14 protein-coding genes are annotated in these 26,081 nt (G+C 40.5%); 2 read left to right on the top strand and 12 right to left on the bottom strand.

All coding sequences use genetic code 11. From position 1 onward, the window contains the following. Positions 1–2 precede the first annotated feature (2 nt). Genes C900_RS11180 through C900_RS11190 form a run of 3 tightly spaced genes read right to left on the bottom strand, consistent with a single transcriptional unit; the run spans position 3 to position 3,934 of the window. Positions 3–1,628: a glycerol-3-phosphate dehydrogenase/oxidase gene (locus C900_RS11180; protein WP_009579970.1), complete on the bottom strand. Its 1,626-nt coding sequence runs from the start codon at positions 1,626–1,628 to the stop codon at positions 3–5. Beyond that, positions 1,625–3,118, bottom strand: coding sequence for a glycerol kinase GlpK (gene glpK, locus C900_RS11185; RefSeq protein ID WP_009579971.1), 1,494 nt, complete (start codon positions 3,116–3,118; stop codon positions 1,625–1,627). The genes C900_RS11180 and glpK overlap by 4 nt, the downstream gene beginning before the upstream one ends. A gap of 12 nt (positions 3,119–3,130) precedes the next feature. Further along, a complete protein-coding gene (locus C900_RS11190) occupies positions 3,131–3,934 on the bottom strand; it encodes an MIP/aquaporin family protein (protein WP_009579972.1) in 804 nt (267 codons plus the stop codon). A gap of 748 nt (positions 3,935–4,682) precedes the next feature. On the opposite strand from C900_RS11190, the gene C900_RS11195 reads away from it, so the two are divergent. After that, positions 4,683–5,624, top strand: coding sequence for an aldose 1-epimerase (locus C900_RS11195; protein ID WP_009579973.1), 942 nt, complete (start codon positions 4,683–4,685; stop codon positions 5,622–5,624). Positions 5,625–5,807: 183 nt separating this feature from the next. Here C900_RS11195 and treF read toward each other — a convergent pair whose 3' ends face one another. The 9 genes from treF to C900_RS11240 form a co-directional block, all read right to left on the bottom strand. Then, on the bottom strand, positions 5,808–7,421 hold the full coding sequence (gene treF, locus C900_RS11200; RefSeq protein WP_009579974.1) for an alpha,alpha-trehalase TreF: 1,614 nt from the start codon (positions 7,419–7,421) through the stop codon (positions 5,808–5,810). A gap of 29 nt (positions 7,422–7,450) precedes the next feature. Further along, complete coding sequence (locus C900_RS11205) at positions 7,451–8,815, bottom strand: vanadium-dependent haloperoxidase (protein WP_040496575.1); 1,365 nt, start codon at positions 8,813–8,815, stop codon at positions 7,451–7,453. Positions 8,816–9,083: 268 nt separating this feature from the next. Continuing rightward, positions 9,084–9,641, bottom strand: coding sequence for an REP-associated tyrosine transposase (locus C900_RS11210; RefSeq protein ID WP_040496577.1), 558 nt, complete (start codon positions 9,639–9,641; stop codon positions 9,084–9,086). Positions 9,642–9,921: 280 nt separating this feature from the next. Next, on the bottom strand, positions 9,922–11,931 hold the full coding sequence (locus C900_RS11215) for a kojibiose hydrolase (protein WP_009579977.1): 2,010 nt from the start codon (positions 11,929–11,931) through the stop codon (positions 9,922–9,924). Positions 11,932–11,988: 57 nt separating this feature from the next. Beyond that, positions 11,989–12,876 carry a GyrI-like domain-containing protein gene (locus C900_RS11220; RefSeq protein WP_040496560.1) on the bottom strand — a complete coding sequence of 296 codons (888 nt, stop codon included), beginning with the start codon at positions 12,874–12,876 and terminating at the stop codon, positions 11,989–11,991. 1 nt (position 12,877) lies between these two features. Beyond that, positions 12,878–16,132, bottom strand: a complete 3,255-nt coding sequence (locus tag C900_RS11225; RefSeq protein WP_009579979.1) for a VCBS repeat-containing protein — start codon at positions 16,130–16,132, stop codon at positions 12,878–12,880. 9 nt (positions 16,133–16,141) lie between these two features. Beyond that, a complete protein-coding gene (locus tag C900_RS11230) occupies positions 16,142–19,501 on the bottom strand; it encodes a VCBS repeat-containing protein (protein WP_009579980.1) in 3,360 nt (1,119 codons plus the stop codon). Positions 19,502–19,746: 245 nt separating this feature from the next. Beyond that, a complete protein-coding gene (locus C900_RS11235; protein WP_009579981.1) occupies positions 19,747–21,318 on the bottom strand; it encodes a RagB/SusD family nutrient uptake outer membrane protein in 1,572 nt (523 codons plus the stop codon). A 24-nt stretch (positions 21,319–21,342) separates the two neighbouring features. Next, on the bottom strand, positions 21,343–24,471 hold the full coding sequence (locus C900_RS11240) for a SusC/RagA family TonB-linked outer membrane protein (protein ID WP_009579982.1): 3,129 nt from the start codon (positions 24,469–24,471) through the stop codon (positions 21,343–21,345). Positions 24,472–25,037: 566 nt separating this feature from the next. Here C900_RS11240 and C900_RS11245 point away from each other — a divergent pair. Next, positions 25,038–26,069: a LacI family DNA-binding transcriptional regulator gene (locus tag C900_RS11245; RefSeq protein WP_009579983.1), complete on the top strand. Its 1,032-nt coding sequence runs from the start codon at positions 25,038–25,040 to the stop codon at positions 26,067–26,069. Positions 26,070–26,081: the final 12 nt, after the last annotated feature.

The raw sequence follows: 26,081 nt of genomic DNA on the forward strand, positions 1-26,081 counted from the left end.
GATTATACAGGTTTAAAATGAGAAGCATCATACAGCGCCTCTTCCAGGTGAAATACTTCGATTTTATATCTTTTATTATCCCAACCAAAAGCAGATCTCATATGTTCTGCCACGCGCTTGTAATGCTCCTTTACACTTTCTATATCGAAATACAGTCTGCCCGTACGCCTGATAAAAAAGTCGCATAATGTTGTTGCCATTTCCTGATTGATGCAAAAATCAGCCTCAGCATCAATTAAGTGTCCATTCTGCCATTGATCCAGGATTTTTCCACTTTGTTTCCCATAGTTACCGACAAGGTAGGCTGCATCAATTTCTTCCAGCTCATGCTCTTTGGCTATTGAATGGCAATACGATCTTACGTCCCTGGCATCAGCAAAATCCCCTCCTTCAAGTACAATTTTATCTGTAAAGCAATCCTTTAACGTCTTGTGAGGGTTCTCTTTCACATATTGCTTCACCACTCTATCCACCACACGCTCGGCCATCTTTCTATAGCCGGTGAGTTTGCCCCCGGCTATGGAGATCAATCCACTTTTTGATATAAAAATTTCATCCTTTCGGGAGAGTTCTGAAGCTGATTTTCCCTCTTCGTGGATAAGCGGACGCAAGCCCGCCCAACTGGACACTACATCATCTGTAGCAAGCTTTAAAGATGGAAAAGCATTGTTAGCTGCGTCCAACAGATAATTCACATCCTGTTGGTCTGTAACCACATGATCTTTATCCCCTGTAAAGTCGGTATCAGTAGTGCCAATATAAGTCACCTTGCCCCTTGGGATAGCAAATACCATCCTGCCATCGCGCACATCAAAATAAATGGCCTGACCGACAGGAAATCTTTCGTGGGGTATTACGATATGTACCCCTTTTGTCAGGTGTAATCTTTTACCCTGCAGTGAATGATCCTTATCGCGCAACTCATCAACCCAAGGGCCGGCTGCGCTCACGATCAGAGAAGCCGTAATTGAAAAAGTTTTACCCGTCAGTATGTCCTTTACTTTAGCCCCACTGACCTTTTCATTTTTATAAATAAAATCCTCAGCTACTGTATAATTTACACAGGTCGCGCCATACCTGACAGCGGTTTTCATCACTTCAATTGTAAGCCGGGCATCATCTGTTCTGTATTCTGCATAAAGCCCGCCACCCTCCAGATTATCCGCATCGAGTAGTGGCTCGCGCTTCAGCGTCTCCTCCCTGGTAAGCATCCTGCGCTGGTCTATGGTTTCTACCCCAGCGAGAATATCATACACCATCAGGCCGAAGGATGTTAGTAGTTTACCAAAAGTCCCGCCCTTAATGAGTGGTAACAGCATTTTTTCAGAAGTAACCAGGTGTGGAGCCAACCTGTGAACAATAGCACGCTCCCTGCCTACTTCTCTTACTAATGCTATCTCAAATTGCTTTAAGTACCGAAGCCCTCCATGAATAAGTTTGGTAGAACGGCTACTGGTTCCCGAGGAAAAGTCTTCTTTCTCGATCAGGGCAGTTTTCAAACCCCTGGAGGCTGCATCTAGGGCTATCCCAACTCCTGTAATACCCCCACCGATCACCAGCAGGTCGAAGTGAGTTGACTGCAGGCGCTGCAAGACTTCAGGTCGGTGCAATGCGGAGAGTGAGGTCATTCGGTTTCTTCTGCCCAGTTCATTGTTCTTTTAACAGCATTCTGCCATTTTAGATATAGCTTTTGACGACTTTCTTCATTCAGTGCTGGTTTGAACACCTGATCGATCTTTTGCAACTTTTCCAGGTCCTGGCGTTTCCATAACCCGGCGCCTATACCCGCCAGATAGGCAGCGCCCTGAGCTGTTGACTCGATCACTACCGGCCTCACTACCTCGACCCCCTGAATATCAGCCTGAAACTGCATCAAATAGTTGTTGGCCACAGCTCCTCCGTCAACCTTTAAAGACGTCAGTTCTACTCCTGAATCTTTTTGCATAGCCTCTAAAATATCACGTGTCTGATAAGCCAGGGAATCCAATGTGGCTTTAGCGATGTGACCGATACCAGTATCCCGTGTAAGCCCAAATATGGCTCCCCTTGAGTACATATCCCAATACGGAGCCCCTAATCCTGCAAAGGCAGGCACTACATACACATCATGACTATCCTTTACCTGCTCTGCAAGTGCTTCTGTTTCCGCACTATCAGCAATCAGTTTCAGTCCGTCTCTCAACCATTGTATGGCCGCACCTGCAACAAAGATACTACCTTCAAGAGCGTAATTCACCTTACCTTCGATACCGTAGGCAATAGTGGTAATAAGTCCGTTTTTCGACAATTGCAGTTTTTCCCCGGTATTCATTAACATGAAGCAGCCTGTGCCATAGGTGTTTTTAGCTGTACCTGGCTCTGTGCAAGCCTGACCAAACAATGCTGCCTGTTGATCCCCCGCTATCCCGGTAATGGGAATATCATACCCATTATAATGCCATATGCCAAAATGAGCCGCTGAAGGCTTGACTTCAGGAAGCATAGAGGCTGGAATGTTAAAAAGAGCGGCCAACTCTTCATCCCATTGAAGTTTTCTGATATCATAGATCATTGTACGAGAGGCATTGGTATAGTCGGTAACATGTTGTCTACCCTCAGTCAGTTTCCAAACCAGCCAACTGTCTACTGTCCCGAAAAGTAAGCCACCTTGCTCAGCCTTTTCACGTGCACCTTCCACGTTATCCAGTAGCCATTGCACCTTTGTAGCTGAAAAATAAGCATCGATCACCAGGCCTGTCCTTTCCCTGACCTGATCTTCCCAACCTTGTTGTTTTAGCCTGGTACAAATGTCACTAGTCCGTTTATCCTGCCATACGATGGCCCGGTGAATAGGTTTTCCTGTATTTTTATCCCATACTATTGTGGTTTCCCGTTGGTTGGTGATACCAAGGGCTGCTATTTGCGATGCCTCTATCTTTTGGCGTTTGATCAGATCGATTAATACATTCTGCTGTGTTTGCCATATCTCTTCAGGGTCATGCTCCACCCACCCCGGTTTTGGAAAGTACTGCGTGAACTCCTTCTGTTCAATGGCTATAAGGCTACCATTCTGATCAAAGAGTACAGCCCGAGAACTGGTGGTGCCCTGATCTAGTGCTATTATATATTTTTCCCTCATTTTTTAAGCCTTCTATGTGCCGATCTTTGTTTTATAATTGACAATTACCGCATATATGGTTGCGAATACTGAAATAGCGCTAACCACGCCATATGCGATTGTATACTCTTGCTGAAAAAAAATTTTATACAAAGCCGCCCCAAGCATCCCTCCCAGTATTGGACCTGCCACCGGTATCCAGGCATAGGCAAAATCTGAGCTGCCTTTACCCTTTATCGGGAGCAACCAGTGCGCAATGCGTGGTCCCAGATCCCTGGCAGGATTAATCGCAAAGCCAGTGGTTCCTCCCAGCCCCAGGCCAATAACCATGACCAATCCGCCAATAACCAGTGGGTTCAGCCCTTCAGTAAATTCGTTAGCGCCCACAAAAAGGATCCCCATCACCAGGATCATGGTAGCTATCATCTCGCTTATGAAGTTTGAGGCAAAGCACCGCGCTGCCGGAGCCGTACTGAATACGGCCAGCTTTGCAGCAGGGTCATCAGTATTGCCCCAATGAGGCAGGTAATGCAGCCATACTAATGAAGCGCCCGCAAGAGCGCCCAGTGTCTGTGAAATAACATATCCAGGAACCATTTCCCAGGGAAACTCCCCGATAAAGGCCAATGCCAGCGTGACTGCCGGGTTGATATGGGCAGCGCTGATATTGCCCACCGCATAAATAGCGAAAGCTACCGCAAGGCCCCAGGCTACAACTATTACTAACCAGCCGGCGCCTTCTGATTTAGTACCTTTTAAAACTGCACCGGCCACTACGCCACCTCCCAATATGATGAGGAGCATTGTTCCGAGAAATTCACCTAGATATACAGACATGGCAGTTAATTTACCAAAAGCAATTGATAAAATCCCTCTGCTGCCACATTAATATTGAACTAAAACAGTTAATACTCCAGGAAAAATCAGAGGCTCAAATGATAACATAAATAACGTGAGTTCTATATAAAATGCTTAAAAAAAGCAGTCATCCTATCCTGAAAAAGGCTTTAAAAAAGGCTTTCGGGAGAAGGATCTTCCTAAGTTGTTAATAGTATCCTTGAACTTAGTAAGATTCTTCGTGCCTTCCCGAGGCAAGTTAGGCAAGTTCGGGCCAGGCAGAATGACCTTAAAGAGGTTTTTTAGGTCTGTTTTTAGATACGAATGCAATTTAATCGGTTCTGCTATATCGAACTCACGTTAAATAGTGTCTCCAAGAAAACGTCAATGTCTGCGTTACGCTTGTCCCAAAAATGCTCTCTTACCTTAGTACGCTCCGCTTTTTGGGACTTCGTCCCGCTCTTTGACAGGAACTTTTCCTTAAAGCCGCTTAGAGTTTTCTTACAAACACTAAATAAGCAGTCATTGGAGATGTGTTATTATAATCCTGATGCAATCGTTTGCGGAAAAATATAGGGTTTACACTTCAATTTATCCGAAAATTTCCATCTATATTGGTGCCCAAGTTCCATTCACACACCAGCACAGTTTGCTCCCGATGAGCAAGATTTGGAAGGGAGCTTTTTAAGCTCGGGAAGAGAGATAATAATACGCAGGGATAAAATAATCGAAATAATAACTATAGGAAATGTTTGTATTTACACAGTATAAACTGGGAGATTATACCGTAGCAAAATTGTACAATCCGGAAACCCAGACAGGCTTTGAAGTTATTCCGGGGTTTGGCGCCAGATTAAATAGCCTGAAATTCTCTACCACGAAGGATTCAGGCATTGAAGTTATAGATGGTTTTCAGCCGGCCGATGATATTGCCAATGATCAGTATTACAAAAGTGCGCTCCTTTTTCCTTTTCCAAACCGCTTAAAGGACGGCTCTTTTTCAATTAATGGAAGTACATTCCAGTTTCCTGTGAATGAAAGGGAACGCAACAATGCCATTCATGGGTTTATCGCTGATAAGTTGTTTGATGTGGTAGCAGTCAATACTACTGAAGATGAAGCAGAGATACGGTTGAGCTACAAACATAATACTCAACTGCATTACTATCCATTTCAATTTGAATTATTAATTACTTACACACTAAAAGCTCCGGGTATATTTTCTATTGCCATTGAAGTATGCAATAACAGTAGTGAACCGATGCCATTTGGACTTGGGTGGCATCCCTATTTCACTCTGCCGGGATGGGAAAATGTGAAGCTGAAAATTAGTAAAGTTGATCAAATAGAGCTTGATGAACGCGCATTGCCATCCGGAAATATCAATGAATATACCGCCCTTACTCACTTCAAGGGGGTCGGGAAACTATGCCTTGATGATTGTTTCGCCCTTATTGATCAGCAAAAGAATATGGCCACATTAAAAAATGGAAAGATAGGGCTGGATATCTGGCGAGACGTAAGCACCATCCCCTATCTGCAGGTATACACCCCTGAAAGGAATTGTGTTGCCATAGAACCCATGACCTGCAACATTGATGCTTTGAATAACAAGATGGGAATTGTATCGCTGGAGCCTCATGAATCTTTCAACACCTCATTTGGGGTTTCGCTTGCTGTAGGATATTAGTTTTTCTTGTTGCTTGTTTCTGGCATCTGGTTTCTTGTTGCTGGTTTGGCCAGACAACCTTATTTTATAATATAATAAAGAGTAATCAGAATCAGCAAAGAAAAAGCTAATAAATGAACTTAACAACATTGAGCAGCCGGTGACCAATAATTGGCCAACAGCCATCGGTCACCGGAAATCTTATTATTCGATAACTTCCTCTAATAACACTTTCTCTTTATTTTCCAATATCTTCTCCAGGGCAATAGCCACTCCGTTTGTCCATCCAAACCCATCTTGCAACGGGTATTCTCCGCCACCGGCCAATAGCGTAGTATCAACCACGTTATACTTTTCCATCATCTTACCAGTTGCCTCATACACCTCTCTATTGCGCTTAAGCCACTTTTCAGCGGCATCATTTCCTTCATCTCCATAGCCATAGTTATATAGCCCGTTGATGGTCAGCCATTGCAATGGAGCCCACCCGTTTGGAGCATCCCACTGCTGACCTGTCTCGTTTAGCGTGGTAACAAAACCTCCGGCTTTCAAAAAGTCACTTAGCAACCGATCTACCACCGGCCTGGCCTGAGCTTTTGACGCGACCCTGAAAAATAAAGGGTATGCGCCAGCTAAGGAAAGCACACCTGTTGGCGCTTCTTCTATATAATCGTAATCTACAAAGAATTGAGCAGTGTCATCCCATAAATACTTGTTAATAGCAGCTTTACGCTTATCAGCTTTTTCCAGGTATGCCTTGGCGGTTTCAAGATCTTCATTCCAGTTGTAACCCTGCGCAATTTTCAATTCCAGATAATACAACAGGGTATTCAGGTCAATAGGAACTATGTCTGTGGTATGGATAGTCATAAGTGAATTCTGGTCTTTAAACCAACGGCTGCTGTAATCCCAGCCAGACTCTGCTCCTGCCCGTAAATGCCTGTATGTTGTTGATGGATCAAGGCTGTTTTCATTCACCAATTCATAGTCCTCCTTGAATGACTCAGGTCTTGGAAGATCGAAGTTATCCCAATATCTGTTTAAAATACTTCCATCTGGCATAAGCACTACCCTTTTGATAGCCGGATTTTGCTGAGATAAGTTGTCAGCCCCACTCATCCAAAACTCATACTCCTTTACTAATCTAGGCAAATAGCGGCTATACATATCTCTGTTGTCTGAAGCCACCAGGTCAACCATCAAAGCATAAAAAGGTGGCTGTGATCTGCCAAGATAATAGTTGCGATTACCATTTGGTATGAAACCAAGGGTATCTATTAGCAATGAAAAATTGTTCACCATGTTTACCGCCATTTGTTCCTGCCCGGATTCCACCAGCCCTTCCATAGTAAAATAGCTATCCCAGTAATAGATCTCTCTGAATCTTCCGCCCGGAACAATATATGATTCCTGTAGCAGAATTAGAGAAGACAATGGATCATACTCATCCGGTTGGCGGGTGAGTACAGGCCAGAGTTTAACAATATGTTGCTGCATACTTGCCGCTGTGTCTGATACAAAACCTGTTTCAGGGTTTTTAGGCAGTTCAAAATGCTTCAATACAAATTCTTTAAGCTGAAAACCCTCCTGGTCTTTACCTGCAATGTATTGGTCGTTGATCTTCGTAAGCGGTTGCTTTGGCGTACAATCAACAAAGGTCTTTGAATCAGGAAATATACCTGAAAGTTGCACTTCCTTAAACAGTTCCGATTGATAGAAGTCATAAGCGCCTGCTGTTTCTGTTTCAACGGTAGCTGAACCACAAGCTGATGCTATGATTAGTATAACTAGTGTTACAAGTCTATTGTATAATTTCATAAATCAGGGGTTATATGATCGTTAGCTTCTTATTCTTTTGTTGCCACGGTTTGAGTTGAATCAATCATAGGCTTGTCATCATGGGTCATTTGTATCTTGCTGATGATGTACTGCCCCAGGGCCTTACCCTGAACAACGCCATTTTCTATAGCGGGCATATAATGAATTCCCCCATACAACCTGCTAATAGCCGCTTCATCGGATGCTTCTGAGAAGGAATTGAATTCCCGTGCTGTAAGCCCATATCTCACTTCAGTGCTATCCACAAAATGGAACGGCTCTCCGAAAATGGAGGTCAACGCAACCCCTGCTGCACTCGAGATCACACTGTGCCCGCTCGTATATTCAGGGAATGGAGGTGTTTGAAGTAAAGGCGCCCAATTTTCATCCAGGAACTTATTGATCACCGTTTCAGGACGGATAAGGTTGCTTCGATACTTTTCATCCCAACAACTGATGAAGCCATCAGCGAGAGCGATAGAGGTGAGAGCATATGCCTGAGCGCTTTTCATTAGGCTTGCATCTTCTTTCTGACATGCAATTTTGGCAATCCCCATCCAGTGGCCACCAGGGGTAACCTTCTTGGTGGCAAACATCACATGGCCATGAACATTCATCACATATGGATTACAATCCCAGAAGCTGGCTATTTCTCTCTTTTCAGGATCAAGATTCTTGCCCGTTTCATAAACTTCGTAAACCTCTTTATAAAAATCACTACCTTCAGTCATATCAAATTTGGTAGGACGTTCCGGAGTAAATTGATTACAAGAATCTATGGCGAAGGGTCTTATCTTACTCCAATGAGGCTCTATGGCTTCCATATAAGCTGGCGGAGTAGGTTGCCAGGTGGCTTGCTGATCGGTAATAGTATATTTTTGAAATGTTCGGGTCTCTTTATAATTATCCTTTCCTGACCACGCAGTGATGTGGTCAACTACCTGTTGGGCATATGCCAGCGAATTGTTGAATATTTCTTCATCTAAACCCTTATTTGTCAATTCCTTATGCCATTCCTGACGGTATTCCTCCATTTTTTCCTCAGAGAAAATCAATTTTTTTCCCATCAAAATAGCAGCATCAATGGCCGCAACATCATAATCTATCGGAGCCGTAGGATCGGGTATTGGCTCCAGGCCCGTGAGTTGCCCCGCCAAAGACCTATAGGATGAGTCGTTCTTAGCCAGAATTTCATATGCTGTGATGCTTGAATAAGCATAGATACGACTTGCAACCGGTGGAGAGAATATGTCATGAACAATTATATCCGTGATTTTCTGCATGGATGCATGTAATCTGTCTGCCTCGATATCAACATCTTGCTTAGATGATTCGCAAGCAATCGTGCCTGATGCGAGTACGATCAGTAAAGCCTTTTTAAAAATTCCTTTCATTTTGCCTGTGTTTTCCATACCTCAAAAAATTACTGGCTCAAGTGCTTGACTAATATCACTTGTGCCTATTATTCAGTAAGTCGTCAGACTTACGTCCCATAATTACTAACCTAAGTCTGAAGACTTAGTGCATTATAAGCCCAAGTCACCGCTGCGCTAAAGACTTGAACTATTACAAGGTGATTTTTATTTTCACCCCCACATTGGCGCAAGTGTTAAGCGGTAGCGTCACTTGTGCCTATTATTTTGTAAGTCTTCAGACTTACTTTTATTCAATAATTATCACATCTAACAAAGCCTCATGTGCTAAGCCATAGTAGTTTTTAGCACTGCTATATAGATATTCCTCTGGCGACAACACAATACCTGTCTTTACTGGATTTTGATGAATATAATCCAATTTTTGCTGCATTAGCTCATTGGTATTTAATTCCAGAGGCTGATTATGCTGTTGCCAGAATTGATATTTCTTGTTGTTTGGATTTTTACGTCCATTGTATTCAAACATCCTTAGCATCCAGTCCTTCCTACTCTCCCTGTCATTGCTTTCAATGGCAGAAGTAATTTCAAATGAAGTATATTTTTTCATATCGCGAACAATATGCTCAATATTCGCACCCCCCGCCTGTCCGATAATCATGTGAGCATGGTTAGTCATAATGCAATATGCATATAGTTCTAAAGCTTTATTCTCCTGGCAATACCTCATGCTATCAATGAGTATATCCTTATAAATCCTTCGTGTAAAAACATCGACCCAATCAACAACGCTGAATGTTACGAAATATAATTTATCCTGATCTCTGAATTTATATTTCCTACTCATCATTTACTAGTTACCGGCACAAGTGTTAATCTAAGTCTGAAGACTTAGTGTATTATAAGTCAAAGTCATCGCTGCGCTAAAGACTTGAACTATGGCAGGTGCTTTTTATTTCACCCTTACACTGGCGCAAGTGTTAAGCGGTAGCGTCACTTGTGCCTATTATTTTGTAAGTCTTCAGACTTACGTTCTATATTTACTCACCTAAGTCTGAAGACTTAGAGCATCGTAAGTCCAAGTCATCGCTGCGCTAAAGACTTGAACTATTGGTGGGGTGTGTTTTTTATTTTTTCCACCCTTTTATTTCCAGGGATTTCCACTGCTTGGGTATCCTCTTTTCTTTTTGAACAATTCCTTCATCGGTTATTTCAAGTCCACCAAATCCGGAAAGCACTGCCTGAAGCATTCCTCCCGCCCCTGTAGCAAAATAAGGGTTTGTTCCACCTGCAGTTTCTGATATTACTCCAAATGGTGGCACCTCATTTGGTCTGTAGCTCTTCAGAAACAGTTCATATGACTTATCCAGTTCACCTAATCGGGCGTAGAGGGCAGCCAGTACCGATTGCCCCATCGCAGGACCATCAGCGGCCATTCTTGGCTCATAATACTTTAGATCCTTTCTTATCTGCTCTTCGTCAGCAATTACATCAAGAGGAAATGCCAAAAGGTTAACATCAGCCTGCTTGATATCCACCCCGTCATAGGTGGCGTTTTCCTTGGTAGTACCGTCAGGAAACTTCAATATAGGAATATTTTCAGCTACATGCATCCAATCAGCATCAGGTTCCAGGCCCAACTCTTTTGCCGCTTGCGTAGCATATTGCAGCGTAACTTTGGCCATGCCGTTAGTAAAAGCATTATTATCAATATTCTCCTGCCATTCGTTCGCCCCTATTACGTTATTAATATCGTATCGCCCTGGACCATTTCTTTCCACGCGACTAGTCCAAAAATCAGCTACCTCTTTAAGCACGGGATATCCTCTTGATTTTAGCCATTCCTTATCTTTTGTCACCTGATAATATTTCCAAAAGGCCCAACCTACATCACCACTGATGTGATGCTGAAAAGGACCGGTCAATGCCCAAACCGGAGTATCTTCTGACCCATCATCAGAAGACTCCCACGGGTACATAGCGCCACTGTAGCCATGAGCAAAGGCATTCTGTTTCGCTGCTTCCAGTCTCTGGAACCTATACTCGAGTAAAGATTTAGCGATTTCAGGCTGTAACATCAATATCGGAGGGTACATCCACAGCTCCGTGTCCCAGAAAACATGGCCGTTGTACCCAAGCCCGGATAGACCCATAGGCGACAAACTATATGCAGTGCCTTTTCTTGCAAATGAGTACAGGTGGTATAAAGCAGATCGCACATCCTTTTGCACTTGCAGATCACCGGTAATTACAATATCGCTATCCCATAATTCACCCCATGCCGCGTGGTGGCGCTTCAGTAGCCGGTCGGTACCCTCTAACATAGCGAAGATAGTTAACCGTTCGGCCTCATTATGCGGGTCTTCATAGTGCTCACTGGAAACTGCCGATGAGACCACGGCAAATTCATAAGTTTCGCCTGCTTTGAGTTTTTTGTGGAATTTAGCCAGGTGCATATTGTAATCCCAATCTTCGTGGATCAAGTCAGGTTCTTCACCATGTTTCTCACTGAAAATAAAGCTGTTACTTGCTGCCACTTTATGTTTTCCTGAAGGGCTATTGCCCACCGAGGTCAGCAACGGTATCTTCACATGCGGACGATCTATTTCACTGTAATAATTCCGTACATCTACGAGATGATTGGGGGCTTCAATCACGCTCATCGGAGTGATTTGTACTGCCTTTTTCGCCTTTATTCTTATTATTGTCAGGGCGGTATAGGGCAAATGTCTAAGAGACATCATAGTGTGTTCTACACTCGCTTTGTCCCCAACATCAAATGTTGTGGTGAGTGCAGCCTGCTTCATATCCAGCACCTGCTTATAATTAGTAATGTTCTTTCGTGAAACCCTACTTCCATCCACATCCAGGTTCATATTCACATGATTGAATGTTTTTAAGATGTTGGACACCCTACCTCGCTGATAATAATCATACACGCCATTGAGTACCACGTCTGTCACTTTCATAGGCTCCGGAGATGACACTATCCCTACCATGCCATTGGCTACTGTCACGCCATAATAATTATTGGGATTGATATCGTCAGCTACGATATGCCAGGGGGACCTATTGAAGTCCTGGGCATAAACAACGATAGGGAAGAATATTACAAAACCAATTACGCTAATCTTCATGAGTCTTTTTCTGTTTTAATACAATTATTCATGTTATATAAAATAGCAACTATCATATCACTCAATTGGCAAATATACCTCTGCTTTCCAATCCTGTTGGTTCGCTCCTAACGTTGGATTACTGTGAAAGTATTCAATCGGCAAACCATCAACTTTATAGTTATTCCTATTGGCAAAGTTAACCAATGCATACCACGCTCTATCTGATGTAATATAATTCCCATAATATATGGCCTTTAGTGCTTTAGTTTTTTTAATGAGTTTATAGTCAATTTCTTTGACTTTGGGAAGGGAGTCTGTTTGTACTATCGGAAAGCAAAAATCAAACTCCAATGTTCCTTTTTCATGATTCCATTTTTCTACTCTTACAATTGGGGGTCCATCTAGCGTAAGATCAAACTCAGAAACAAATGAAGTCAATACATCATAATCCTTCATCATTCCCTGAGCCTTATCAATTTGAGCCGTTTTTAAATTTCGACAGGCACAAAAAGAATTAATATTCTCATTCTCCCCCTCGATCGTAACTTTTGTAATTTCTAAATGAGAGTTAAGTACATCATAAAATTCTTTTACAAGTATTTCTGAATCCTCTTCCATTTTTGTTTTTGTGAAGGGAACTAGTAACTTGTTTTTTATAGAATTTGATGGCTCAGAAACTTCTACCCGAACATGAGTAATTGAATCGCTATCTAACTCAAACCTCCATGTGAAAAAGTAATCACTCTTATCCAACTTGATTCTTTGATACAATTTGTTTACTGAATCAATCTTAACAACTGTATAATTCATATACTTTCGATCCCATAGTCGAATAGTTTGAATGATATCGCCAGGAGTTGTTTTAGCTTTAAATTTAATAACGAATTGATATGGGATTATAAAAATATATAATCCCAACGCTAAAATTCCCACTACCAATGCTGGCATTAAAATTTTCTGCATTCTAGTTATGCAATTTATAGAGTTGGACCCCCCCATTATTAATAGTAACTAAAAGATAATTTTCTTTATTAAAAGGGATAATATTAAAATGTCGAATTGATCTATTATATAAGTTTAGGCCAAGATCAACTCCTAGTATAATATCCTCATCACTTTTAATCAAGGCTCCTTCAAATGATCCATATCTTCCATGTAAAGGTTTCATTCCAAAGTAATTACCTCCCAGCAAAACTTCATCTTCTCCATTAGCATCAAAGTCATACTTTAATTGGCAAATAATAGGTGCCACCTGAAGATGATTATCAAATGCCACAAATTCAAATTTTCCATTTTCATTACTTAAGTAACCTGATGCAAGTGTTTGGATACTATAGAGTTTAGAATTTTTCAACTGGTCTTTAGTAAATATTTCATCTATAGTTTTACCTGCAAAATCTTTATAGGATGTAAATTTTTTATGCAGGCTAATGATTTGACCAGCCAAAACATCATAAGAATCTAAAGGATAATAATTTCCATTCTTTTCTATAGCAATCACCGTTTCTGATTTTCCATTATTGTCAAAATCATTGTAATACATCTTCATAGGGTACTTCTCTGTAGCCCGAAACTTTGAATTAAGTCCCCAATTACCAATAATATAATCCTGATCTCCATCTTTATCAATATCAAAAGCCGTAATAGACTGCCATAGCCCATTTAATGGAGCTGACAGCCTTTCTTCTTTAACAAAGGTACCATTATCATTTTTTAGAAATATCGGACTCATCCATTCTCCAACAACAATTAAATCCACCGCACCATCATTATTGAAATCTGTCCAAACGGCATCCGTGACCATTCCAATATTATGAAATAAATCCTGCTGGATGGATGTGAATGTACCTCCATTATTGAGTAATAAATATGATTTTGGCATACTTCCAAAATCATTTGATACGGATTGATTGCCTATAAAAACATCCTTATCACCGTCTCCGTCAAAATCACTTACCCTAATACATGAGGCATTCTCAAAATAATCAGGAATATCTTTTCGGATCAACTGATCACTTTCTGAAGATACATAGTAGGTATCCAGCAATGGCGGTGAGTCATTGTAGAAATCTGCTCCGCCACTTGCTATTATTAAATCAGTTTTGCCATCATTGTTAAAATCATCCATAACAGCCTCAATATCTTCTTTTATGGAATCCGCTCTTATAATTGGGAAATGCGCGGATTCAAAACCAGAATCGTTTTGGATAAAAATCTCACTTGCAATTCTCTTTGATCCACCAAAGAAAATATCCATTAACCCATCGTTGTTAATATCTCCGATGGCTGTAGCGGGGCCTCTGTCAGATTGCTGATAAGGCAGTAATTTCGTTCTATCAAAGTCCGTATAATTATCCTCGGTATGAGTATAGTCCAATCCAAATTGACCAGGATCAATAGGCAAGAACAGCGGAGCTTGCTTCTTTAAATTTTCATATGAAAATTTAGCCAAATTATCTTTTTTTTCTATTTCAAGAGTTTGGTTAACAGAGACATCATAATATTTCTGAACTTCAGAATTCGGCCAGATCACTACTAATGAGTCGATCTTCGCCCTTTTTCCAAAACCAAAGTGAATAACAGGTTCTGAAGAGGACTGAAAACCACGCACCGTATACATCTCTTTGTACTGCATAAGGCCTTCGCTATACACATAGAGCTTTGTGCCTATTCCATATTTATTCGGGTTAAGATAGTCAAGTTTAATTTTGAGATAGTTGAACTTCTCATTTGTTTGATTAATATAAATACTAACCGGTTGATCCACATTGCTAACTATAATGTCTAAATCACCATCATTGTCCAAATCCGCCAGTCCCGTTGCGGTAGAGCAGGTATTTTCTGCCGGTAGCCATTGATCTGACATATTATGGAATAAAAAATCGCCCGAACCTTTATAAATATAGTTCTGAATTTTGCCTGAAGGCATAAGTGACATTGCCTTTTCATCTACAATTTTGGTAGCACCAATAATATCCACGACTTGTTCACTGGACACATATTTGATATAATCCAAGTCATTTGGTCTACGGGGTATTCCATTAGAAATAAAAACATCCTGATGCCCATCTTGATCATAATCAGCAAATAAGGCGCTCCAACTCCAATCTGTTGCTGCTACATTGCTCATTAATCCGGTTTCAATAAACCGACCATTACCTTGATTAATTTGCAACATATTTCTTTCAAACTGGTAATAGTAGCCAAATTGATTCACCTTCATATTAAGTGTATGGATACCTTCGTCACTCTCCGATCGCTTTAAAATAACTTCATCTTCAGGCAACATATCCAAACTTATCAGGTCCGGGAACCCATCATGGTTAATGTCAGCTACATCGTTGCCCATCGAAAATCGACTGGAATATGTGAATGATTCTCTTAATTGCTCCCGAAACGTGCCATCACCATTATTAATATAATAGTAATCGTCCTCATGGAAATCATTTCCGACATAGATATCAGGATATCCATCAAGGTTAAAATCAGCAACGGCTATTCCCAACCCATACCCATTAATTCCACCATAAATACCGGCCTCTTCGCTTACATCTACGAACTTATTGCCGTCATTTCTTAATAGCTTATCCCCGGTTTCATATTTCCTGACATTTCTTTGTTTGGCATGACCGAAAGATTCAGGTGTATGCACAGCATGATTAAGCAAATAGATATCTAAATCGCCATCTAAATCATAATCTAAAAAAACTGCAGATGAGGAAAAGGAATCGAAATCCAGGCCAAACTCTTTAGAACGTTCAGTAAAAGTATTATCGCCATTATTAATGAACAGCTCATTATGACCTCCTAAATTCTTCAATCCTACCACGGCACATACATAAATGTCTAATAAACCGTCTCCGTTTACATCAGCCATAACACTGCCAGTATTCCACGAACTATTACCTGAAACACCGGCCTGCTCCGTAATGTCTTCAAATTGAAGATTCCCTTTGTTTAAATATAACTTATTCTTTACCTGGTTTCCTGAAAAGAATAAATCGGGTAACCCATCTCCGTTAATATCTCCGATGGCGACACCGCCACCATTATAAAAGTATAGATAATCAATGATATTAAAATCTTCAGATTGGGTTAATTTGTTTTTAAAATCAATTCCTGATCTCTCATTGTCTAGTTTTATAAATAGTTGATCCTGGTCTTTGCAGCCCACAAAAAACAAAGTCAATATCACAAAACTCTCAATAGCCCTTTTCATAAAATCGTATTATTCTTGTCTATTCGAAGTGAAAATTATTGGTATGCCATTATTAATGGCAGCGATTATATATCTGCTTCCATTTTTGTCAAAAAAAGACTTTAAGTGCCTTATTTCATCCCGAATAAAAAAGCCACTTTCAGAATAATTTTTCCACGTAAAGTCAAGTTTTCCATTACCAATTAAAACATGGCCATAACTCGCATCCTGACGTGAAAATTGAGGTTTCATTTCAAATTTATTGCCACCCATGATAAGATCCATGTTTCCATCACTGTTGATGTCGGTACAAGCTATTGCAGAAACATTTGACCACTGTACTTTAGGGGGCAACTTAATGATCGAAAATTTCCCATTTCCTTTATTAACTGCAATAACTGATTCAGAGATATTAGCGGTTTTTACTACAGAATTGTCGATTACATCAGGTTGAAAGAGTTCCTGTATAGTTCTTTTTGCATAATCCGATGCCTTTAAATTTTGCTTTTTCAAGCCTGGTAATTGAGCTGTCAACTCCTTCCTCATATGAATCGGATAATCCCCATTAGTGAAATAAGAAGTTGTTATTTGTTCAATTGTGCCGTTTCCATCAAAATCATTGATCCACAACTTCATCGGATTCTCCTGTGTTGCCAAATAAGGAACATTCGATCCAATATTACCCAAAATCAAATCCACATCGCCATCACCATCCAAATCAGAAGTCTCGAGGCCTCCCCAAAACCCATTTAGTGAATCCAGGTTGCTATCCAATTTACTTAGCCTTCTGCCTGAGTTCTTCATAATTAGCGGAGCGCCCCACTCCGATATAATAACCAGGTCATCCTTGTTATCATTATCAATGTCCACCCATTTTGCATCAGTGACCATTCCGGCACCTTTTAGATCATAGGCATACCTCTCAGTACCATCGGTGAAAGTACCATCGCCATTGTTTATTAAGAATAAATGTTGAGGATCAATTCCATAAATACCCGGGACACTTCTTGAACCAATAAATAAGTCAATATCCCCGTCTGAATCAAAATCATTAGGTGCTATTACGGAAATATTTGTTTTGGCAAAAGGTAAATTGCTCTGAGATCTTGTAAATTCTCCTTTGCCATTGTTCAGATACAGACGAGTTTGATAATTATCTTTATCAGCACTGGAGTTTCCCCCGGACCCTACTACCAAATCCAAATCTCCATCGCCATCTACATCAAAAAATGCTGCTGCTGTATCTTCAAACCCCGCATCATCTAGGAAGCACCGGCTTTTCAAAAGCCTCAATTTCCCGTTTTCAGTATGTTTATAAATACTGCCTGGCTGGCCTTTTGCCCCACCGACAAAAACATCTTCATTTCCATCATTATCAATATCTCCAACAGCCAGTGCAGGTCCCTCCTTTGACACCTGTTTATAAATAAGGCCCTCCTGATCAAAATCATCAAACGCATCTTCTTTATGAGATTCCATTAAAGGCTGATCGACTTCTGTCAAAAATTGCCCCTTTTGTTTCTTTTTCACGCGTGGCTTATACTCTGTTGCTTCACTTTGGTTAAGTAATATCTTTTGATTTGCCTTTATATTTTTTAACGTTGTAATCTTATTATCAGGCCATAGTACTGAGATAGAGTCTACAGTCTCATGGGCACCTAATCCAATAGTCATTAGGTAATCCATTGATGATTGAAATCCACGGGATGGCATCTGCTCTTGTAATATAGTGAAGCCTCCTACAAATAATTTAACAGCAGTTCCTATGGCAAAGGTATTACCCCCCATGCCTTTTAATTGAATTTGTAAAAAGTTGTTATCTGTTAATTGGCTACTTCTGTTTTCAAAAATAAAAGCTTCCATGTTTACATTATTCACCACCAGATCTAGATCACCGTCTCCATCCAGGTCTCCATAAGCACACCCATTAGAAAAACTCGGGATTTCCAAGCCCCACTCATTGGTAGCATTTTTAAATGTAAGGTCTTGGTTATTTTTGTACGCGTAGTTAGGAAGCGGTACCGATGGCATCTTGTCAATTATGGAGCTTATTTCTTTCTTCTCCCCAGTTAATACCGTGTTTTGGATTACCTCATTGGCAAAAAAATCAACAAAGTCAATATCAGTTAAATCATGAATAATTCCATTAGTGACATAAATATCTTTGTACCCATCATTATCCATATCAAACATCAAACCGGCCCAACTCCAGTCTGTTTTGGCAACGCCACTGTAATAGGCAACTTCTGAAAACGTATTATTCCCATTATTTAGCTGCAAGGTATTTTGAATATACTGCTGGTAAAAATCTCTCCCTTGCTTCAGCTTGAAAACATCATAGCTTTCAAATTCCATTACACTTTTGATCCTTTGGTCTTTCTCCGGCATCATATCAGTAACGAATATATCGTTCAATCCGTCATTGTTAATGTCTGCCATATCTACACCCATTGCTGACAAACATAAGTGCGAAGTCCAGTTCTTTATTTCTTCTGAAAAGGTTCCATCCTTCTGATTTATATATAAATAGTCCCTTTCATAAAAATCATTGGAAACATATATATCCGGATATGTATCATTATTTATGTCGCATACAAACACACCTAAACCAAAACCTATCAAACTGCCATAAATACCAGCTTCTTCACTAACATCAACAAATTTACCGTTATCGTTTCGTAGTAGAACATCACCAACCCCTCTGAAAATTTCAGGTACATCTTCCCATTCACTGGCCCTTTTTTCTCTGTCAGAAGCGTAGCCCAGGCTGCTTACTGGAATATTACTATTATTTAATAAATAAGCATCCAAATCGCCGTCCTTGTCATAATCAAAAAATGCAGCATGTGTAGAAAATCCACTTTTCGCCAGATTATACTCACTGGCTTTTTCAGTGAATGTTAAATCCCCATTATTGATATAAAGATCATTATCATGATTATTTCCCTCCATATTTCCAGCATTGCTGACGTAGATATCTAAAAGACCATCTCCGTTTATATCCACCATTACCACACCGGTGCTCCAGGGCTTATTACCACCAACGCCTGCTGAATCTGTTATATCTTCAAATTTGAAATCACCTTTATTAAGATAAAGACGATTCTTTTTCATATTAGCAGTAAAGTATATATCGGGCAACCCGTCATTATTTATATCTCCTATGGCCACCCCTCCACCATTGTAAAAATTTCTATACTTGAAAATGTTGAAATTCCGTTGATTTTCAATTCCATTGACAAATGAAATACCTGTTTGGTCTGCAGATAACTTGACAAATAAACCATCTCCCTTCTGTTTGATTGATTCTCTAAGATTTTCAGAACAACCAAATAAACCAAAGAATATCAAGACATATTTCAGTCCGTTTCTTAATATCAATCTCTTCATACTGCTAACAGTTTTGCCATATTACATTAATTCTCATTAAATACTCTTTCTTGTCATTTTAAAGATAGCTGATGAGTCAAAAAATGAATTAAATGACTAAAATTCATATTCCATACTAATTTCATAATTATCAGTTACGGATTGCGTTTATTATGCATAAAAAAATATTGTTGTCCCAAAATACTATAAAAAAGAGGGCTAGCGCCCTCCTTTTATATAAATTTAAAGTTTCAAAAATAAACAGGTTAATAACCTTCGTTTTGCACCAAATTTGGATTAGAGAGTAATGCGCTTGCAGGAATAGGGAATAGATTGGTATGTCCATCACCAGCCTCTTTAAATTCCCATGCATCATCAAATACCCCAAAACGGATCATATCATTTCTTCTAACATATTCCTGATAAAGTTCTCTTCCTCTCTCGTCAAGTAAGCCTTGCTCATCCAATGAAGACAGTGGTGGAGTATTCTCTCTTAAGGCCCTAAGTTCATTAACCTCTGCAAGTGCACCACCAGTATTTCCCAATCTTAGCATGGCCTCAGCTCTCATTAAATGCGCATCAGCGAATCTTGCTAAAACAGTTCCCGAAGTAAAGGCTCCATTAGCTGGCGAATATTTCAGTAATCTCATTCCCGTTACTTCATTATTACCCACAAGACCTGGTAGTTCTTTAGTAAACGCAAGTGGAGCGCCTGTTCGGGTTTCTAATGGTACTGCCGCACCATCTCTCCAGCCATACATTTGACCTAGTTGGAAACCATATCCAAAACCTTGGTTATCAGCATTAGTTGAAGCTAATGTGTGGGTGTACCCGCGTCTTTCTTCCTGACCTGAACCGATGGAATTGTCATTAGTGGGTCCCTCGAATTTATCATAAAACTCAGCTAGAGTAGTGAATCCATTCCATCCACCACCTCCATTTTCCGGGTGCGCCTGATTGTAATGTAAAGCACTCCACATCTTAGTGCCTACATCCGCAGTTACATTCCATATAACGTCCGAATTGGTGAATGTTGGCCCAACAAAAAGATCAAAGTACGAACCTCCTACCAAAGAATATCCATCGGCTTCAATTTGGTCAACCAGGTCAATGACATCTTGTAAATCATTAGCTCCGTACGAGCCAAGATATACTTCAGCGTTCAACTTTACTTTAGCAAGTAAAAATCTGGCGGTTGCCTTTACAGCCCTGGTTTTATTGTCGGACGTTGGGTTGCTGGCAGGCAAACCAGCAATTGCATCATTTAAGTCCTGTACAATTAAATCATAAGCCTCTGAACGATTGTAAACTGTAGGGATAACATCGGGACCATCAGTAGGATTCCTAAATGGAACCTGACCATAATAATCCATAATTATCCACATATTATATGCCCTAACAAATTTAGCATGAGCAACCTGCTCCACTGTGGCTTTACTCAAAGGGTCAATGACTTCTGTAGCTCTTAAAACCGCGCCATTCTTATTATTCCAAACATTTACAATATCTCGGTGCGTTGGTCCCCACGTGTGTGCATGTAAAGTTCTCCAAACCCCATTATCTCCCCAGTCAGTACCTCTAGTAGGTACAAGCAATATATCTGATGTTACCTCACTTAAAGCATACATTTCTTCTTGAGATGCTATCTGACCTGAAATGTTGTTGTACAGGTTATCAACAGACCCAGCGGGATTCTCAACCCCGTTAAAAACTGAAGAGCCACCTTCAGTTATCAATGAATCTGTCTCATCAATGTCCAGACTACATGAAGATAACAGGAAGCTAAGTAGCACTGCTGATATCAAAAGTCTGTTTTTGATTGTTATATTATTAGTCATGTTTATCTATTTTAAATAGTTATATCAAAAAGATGCATTTAATCCTATTGTAAACGTCCTTGGTCGGGGATATGCCGCATAATCAATACCAGCGGTCGGAAGCCCGTTCAACAGACCATCATCAGCAGGACTTGTGCTTACTTCCGGATCCAATCCAGTGTAATCAGTAATTACAAACAGGTTTTGAGCATTAAAATATAATCTCAAATTTTTGATAAAACCAGCCTCTTTCATAGGGACGTTGTAACCCAAATTAAAATTTTGCATTCTTAAAAAGTCTCCCTTTTCCAGAAATCTGGTTGAAACTGCAGCTTCAGCTGTTCCTGACTCTCCACTTGTCAATACATCGGGAGTTACGTTCCGGGCATTATTTATTGAACCAGCTGTAAAGAATGCATTTTTTGTATTATTGTAAATATAATGACCATATTGACCTGAAAAATACATGGCTAAGTCAAATGCTTCATAACGAGCATTTAAAGAAAATCCAACATTCCAGGTTGGTAAAGCAGATTTCCCTACAAATGTTTGATTATCGCCAATAGGTTGGCCGTTATCATCAAATCCTTCAAACTCTCTTAAGTGATAGGAAAATAAGGGGTATCCCCCGGCTAATCTCTGAGCATACGCACCAGTCAATCCCTGACCATATATAGTACCTGCATCTAAAACTCCTGCAAAATCCTGAACTTCATTTTTGTTGTGAGAAACATTTCCACTGATGCTGAAAGAGGCTTCTGATCTATCAACAGCAAGATACGTAAGGCCTAATTCCCAGCCCTTGTTTTGAACAGTTGCATCTAGGTTATCAAATATTTGCGTGGCAACCGCTGGTTGGGCAGCATTACGTCTAAGTAGCAAATCCGTAGTATTCTTTACATAATAATCCAAGCTACCACTAACTTTTTCATCTAAAATTCCAAAGTCAATTCCGATACTCGTCTGAGAAGTAGTCTCCCATTTTAATTCTGGATTGACAGAACCTTGAGTAGTTGTGCCAGGCAAACCTATTTGACGTGCTGAACCAACACTTACATCTGCATATCTTTCTCTTCTGATAAATTCGCCATATCCAAGACCATCCTGGTTACCTACTATACCATACCCCACTCTAAGTTTAAAGGTATTGAAAAAATCAGGCATGAAGTTTTCTTCATGAAGTTTCCAGGCAACTGCACCAGAAGGGAATATTCCATATCGATTATCTTTACCAAACTTTGATGACCCATCAATTCGTAAGGTAGCGGTGATTAAATATTTGTCAGATATTGAAAAATTACCTCTTCCGAAATAAGATTGAATATAGTCTGTTTGATCATAAAAATTTGCAGCTATAGCATCAACAGTTACACCCGCAGGTCTATTAAAATAACTTTGCTGAAGGGTTCCCTCACCAAGGTTAATACCGCTTACAAAACCACCTGTTGTTTGGGCAGCATCTCTCAAATCATTAGTAACACCCCAGTTGTTGTAGTCCTCGTAAAGTGCCGAAGCAGCATCGTCGGCCGCTTCATAAGAATCACGCAGTTCATTTTCCATAGCGCTAAAACTAGTATAATCTGTGAATCCTCTAGCGGATGCCCAGAAATAATCATTTCTAAAGCTCTGAACAGAATAGCCCCCCACTACTTCAACCTTAACCATTCCAACCTGCTTAGTGTAATTTAGAGTCATCTCAAGAAGATTGCTAATCGTACGATTTTCATTCAATTGTCCCTGACCGAAATCCTGAACCCCATCTCCTGCATTTCGCGCATTGCCTGAAATCAAAGTATATCGTTCTCCCTTTGAATAGTCAATACCATAAGTTGCCTTAGCTGTTAATGCATCAGTTAATTTGTAGTCAGCGGAAAGATTAGTTAAAAACCTATTTGTTGTCCCAGTGCTTCTATAATACTCCAACATATTAGCTGGGCTTCTTTGACCTCCAGTATTATAATCAGGGTCTGTTGGCCAAGTTGGATTGGCGGAATATGCTGCTCCCAATATGTCTCCTGCAAAACCGGCGTTACCACTGATAGGAGGATCCTCTCTTTTAACATTGGAATATGTAGTTGATAAATCTATATTCAGTTTATCATTAAATAATGACTTAGAAGCATTAATTCTTCCAGTCAATCTCTTCATAAAAGAGTTCTCCATAACACCTTGCTGATCTTCATAACCTAATGAAGCACGTACAGACGCTGTTTGAAAACCTTTAGCATAAGATAAATTTTGTTTGTGCGATACCGATGTTCTGGTGATATAATCTTGCCAGTCTGTATCGGAACCATGATCCTGAACAACAGGATCACCACCAAATTGCTCCACCCCTGCTAAAAACTGTTCTCTACCTAATAGATCATATTCATTAGCGGGTTTAGCAATACTTACACTCGAACCAAAATCAAAAGTACCTCTATTTCCTTTACCACTCTTAGTGGTTATTATAACCACACCATTAGCACCTCTCGAACCATAAATGGAAGTTGCAGAAGCATCTTTCAGAATGCTAATACTTTCAATATCACTTGGATTTATAAAGTTCAAAGGGTTAGTATCTTGCTGAGTTCCAAAACCTACATCCGCGGAAGATGGTTGGGTGCCACCACTTAAAGGAACACCGTCCACAACAAAAAGTGGATTATTATTAGAACGTATCGAGCTTGTACCTCGAATTCTTAACTGTACACCTGAACCAGGGGATCCGCTGGTAGTAGTTATTTGAACTCCTGAAGTCTTACCTTGAATCAGTTGTTCGGGAGAAGAAATTATCCCTCCGTTAAAATCCTCAGAAGTCACTGCTGCCACGGCTCCGGTAGCATCTTTTACAGTGGTCTGACCATAACCAATAACAACAACCTCGGATAGTTGAGTAATATCCGTTTCAAGAGCAACGTCAATTACACTTCGTTGTCCGACCTGCACTTCTTCCTGTGCATAGCCAATAAAGGAAAATATCAATACCGGATTATCTCCACTCACACTAATAGAGTAGCTTCCATTGATATCCGTGACTGTACCGGTGTTAGTGCCTCGCACCAAAATGTTAACACCAGGCAAAGCCGAGCCATCGCTGGAGTCGGTGACTTTTCCTGTGATTGTGCGTTGTGCCAGCAAGCCACCGAAGCTGGCCAGCATGACCGCAAATAATAGTAAATACTTCTTCATAAGGGGTTAGTTTTTAAGCGTAAAAATTAATTTATGTCTTAACTCGTCTACCAATAATAGTGATAAAATACTCATAGTTCCTAAGAAAAAAAAGCGTTTTTTAACGAAAACGTAATCGCAAACGTTTGCAAAAAATGTATAACTTTAAGGATCAATTGGTATCAGAACATTTTTGATAAAAATAAGGCAGACGACTTATGTTATCGGTACCATGATTTTGCTAGGGCTTGGAAGTTTGTTCCAAAAGTATTAGCATTGAACAATTTATGGAATAGTCAGAAGCAACTTACATCAACCTGTCATCACATTGTGGTGGTCAGGTACGGATAAGGTTCTAAATAAGACTACTCTCCGGAGGCTCCGGAATGTTATTAAATTAAGGTGTCACCCAACTTTGGAGGATCCATGCATAAAGTAACGGCTTTGAGAATGCATTGATTTATCCCCTAGGGTTCCTGAGGCGGCTCAGGCGAGATGACTACGCTTTTTAGAAGATATTCTTTTTAACTCAATAACATTGGGAGGCTCCGGAACTGGTTGTGACGTTTGAAAGTCAATATATACACATGAAGAGTAATCAGATCACCATTAAGGATATTGCACGAGAGTTGGACATTTCACCGTCCACCGTGTCGAGGGCGCTTAAAGACCATCCTGATATTAGCCCAAAAACGAAGAAACAGGTAAGAGAACTAGCTGAAAAGCTGAACTATCAGCCCAACAGCATCGCTTTGAGCCTGAGGAGCAGTAAAACAAATACAATAGGTGTGGTGATCCCCCAGATAGAGCATTTCTTTTTCTCTACTGTGATCAGTGGTATAGAAGATGTGGCCTATGCGGCCGGCTATAGTGTAATTGTAGCCCAGAGTAATGAATCGTATGAAAGGGAGGTGATGGATACTCAGGCCTTATTTAATAACAGGGTGGACGGTATTCTGGTGTCTATGTCGAGAGAGACGACAGACTACAAGCATCTTGAATCGCTTCATACCCGTGGTATACCCATGGTATTCTATGACAGGGTGTGCGATTCCATCAATTGCAGCAAGGTAGTTGTTGATGACTTTGACGGAAGCTATCAGGCCACCAAACACCTGATCGAGCAAGGGTATAAAAGAATAGCACACCTGGCAGGCCCATACAGCCTTACGATGTTTCGGCAGCGACTGGAGGGATATAAAAAGGCGTTGGAAGATCATGGCCTGCCTATTGATGAAAATCTTATACTACAGGAAAATGCCTCCAATGATGAAACCTTAGCCAAAGAACTTACCAAAGAACTGATGGCTATGAAAAACCGGCCTGATGCGATCTTTGCAAATACAGACATCGCTGCGCTTGGAGCTATGATCACTATAAAGGAATATGGACTGAAAATACCTGGTGATATTGGTATTGTAGGTTTTAGTAATTGGAGATTTACCGCTCTAACGGAACCGACCATTACCACAGTATCTCAGCCAGGCTTTGAAATGGGACAGGAAGCGGCCCACCTTCTGATCAGAGAGATAGAAGCTAAGAAGGATCAGGTGATTGAGCCGGAGACCAAGATCCTGAAAACTGAGTTGGTGGTGAGGAAGTCTTCGGTACTGAAGTAGCTGGAAGCCGGA

This window comes from Fulvivirga imtechensis AK7 (assembly GCF_000331535.1).
Classification (GTDB): domain Bacteria; phylum Bacteroidota; class Bacteroidia; order Cytophagales; family Cyclobacteriaceae; genus Fulvivirga; species Fulvivirga imtechensis.

Bases quoted from the DNA above. Each gene is read 5' to 3' on its own strand.
- C900_RS11195 (WP_009579973.1), top strand. From the start codon at position 4,683: ATGTTTGTATTTACACAGTATAAACTGGGAGATTATACCGTAGCAAAA.
- C900_RS11225 (WP_009579979.1), bottom strand. From the start codon at position 16,132: ATGAAAAGGGCTATTGAGAGTTTTGTGATATTGACTTTGTTTTTTGTG.
- C900_RS11205 (WP_040496575.1), bottom strand. From the start codon at position 8,815: ATGAAAGGAATTTTTAAAAAGGCTTTACTGATCGTACTCGCATCAGGC.
- C900_RS11240 (WP_009579982.1), bottom strand. From the start codon at position 24,471: ATGAAGAAGTATTTACTATTATTTGCGGTCATGCTGGCCAGCTTCGGT.
- C900_RS11215 (WP_009579977.1), bottom strand. From the start codon at position 11,931: ATGAAGATTAGCGTAATTGGTTTTGTAATATTCTTCCCTATCGTTGTT.
- C900_RS11235 (WP_009579981.1), bottom strand. From the start codon at position 21,318: ATGACTAATAATATAACAATCAAAAACAGACTTTTGATATCAGCAGTG.
- glpK (WP_009579971.1), bottom strand. From the start codon at position 3,118: ATGAGGGAAAAATATATAATAGCACTAGATCAGGGCACCACCAGTTCT.
- C900_RS11245 (WP_009579983.1), top strand. From the start codon at position 25,038: ATGAAGAGTAATCAGATCACCATTAAGGATATTGCACGAGAGTTGGAC.
- C900_RS11220 (WP_040496560.1), bottom strand. From the start codon at position 12,876: ATGCAGAAAATTTTAATGCCAGCATTGGTAGTGGGAATTTTAGCGTTG.
- C900_RS11190 (WP_009579972.1), bottom strand. From the start codon at position 3,934: ATGTCTGTATATCTAGGTGAATTTCTCGGAACAATGCTCCTCATCATA.
- C900_RS11230 (WP_009579980.1), bottom strand. From the start codon at position 19,501: ATGAAGAGATTGATATTAAGAAACGGACTGAAATATGTCTTGATATTC.
- C900_RS11180 (WP_009579970.1), bottom strand. From the start codon at position 1,628: ATGACCTCACTCTCCGCATTGCACCGACCTGAAGTCTTGCAGCGCCTG.
- treF (WP_009579974.1), bottom strand. From the start codon at position 7,421: ATGAAATTATACAATAGACTTGTAACACTAGTTATACTAATCATAGCA.
- C900_RS11210 (WP_040496577.1), bottom strand. From the start codon at position 9,641: ATGAGTAGGAAATATAAATTCAGAGATCAGGATAAATTATATTTCGTA.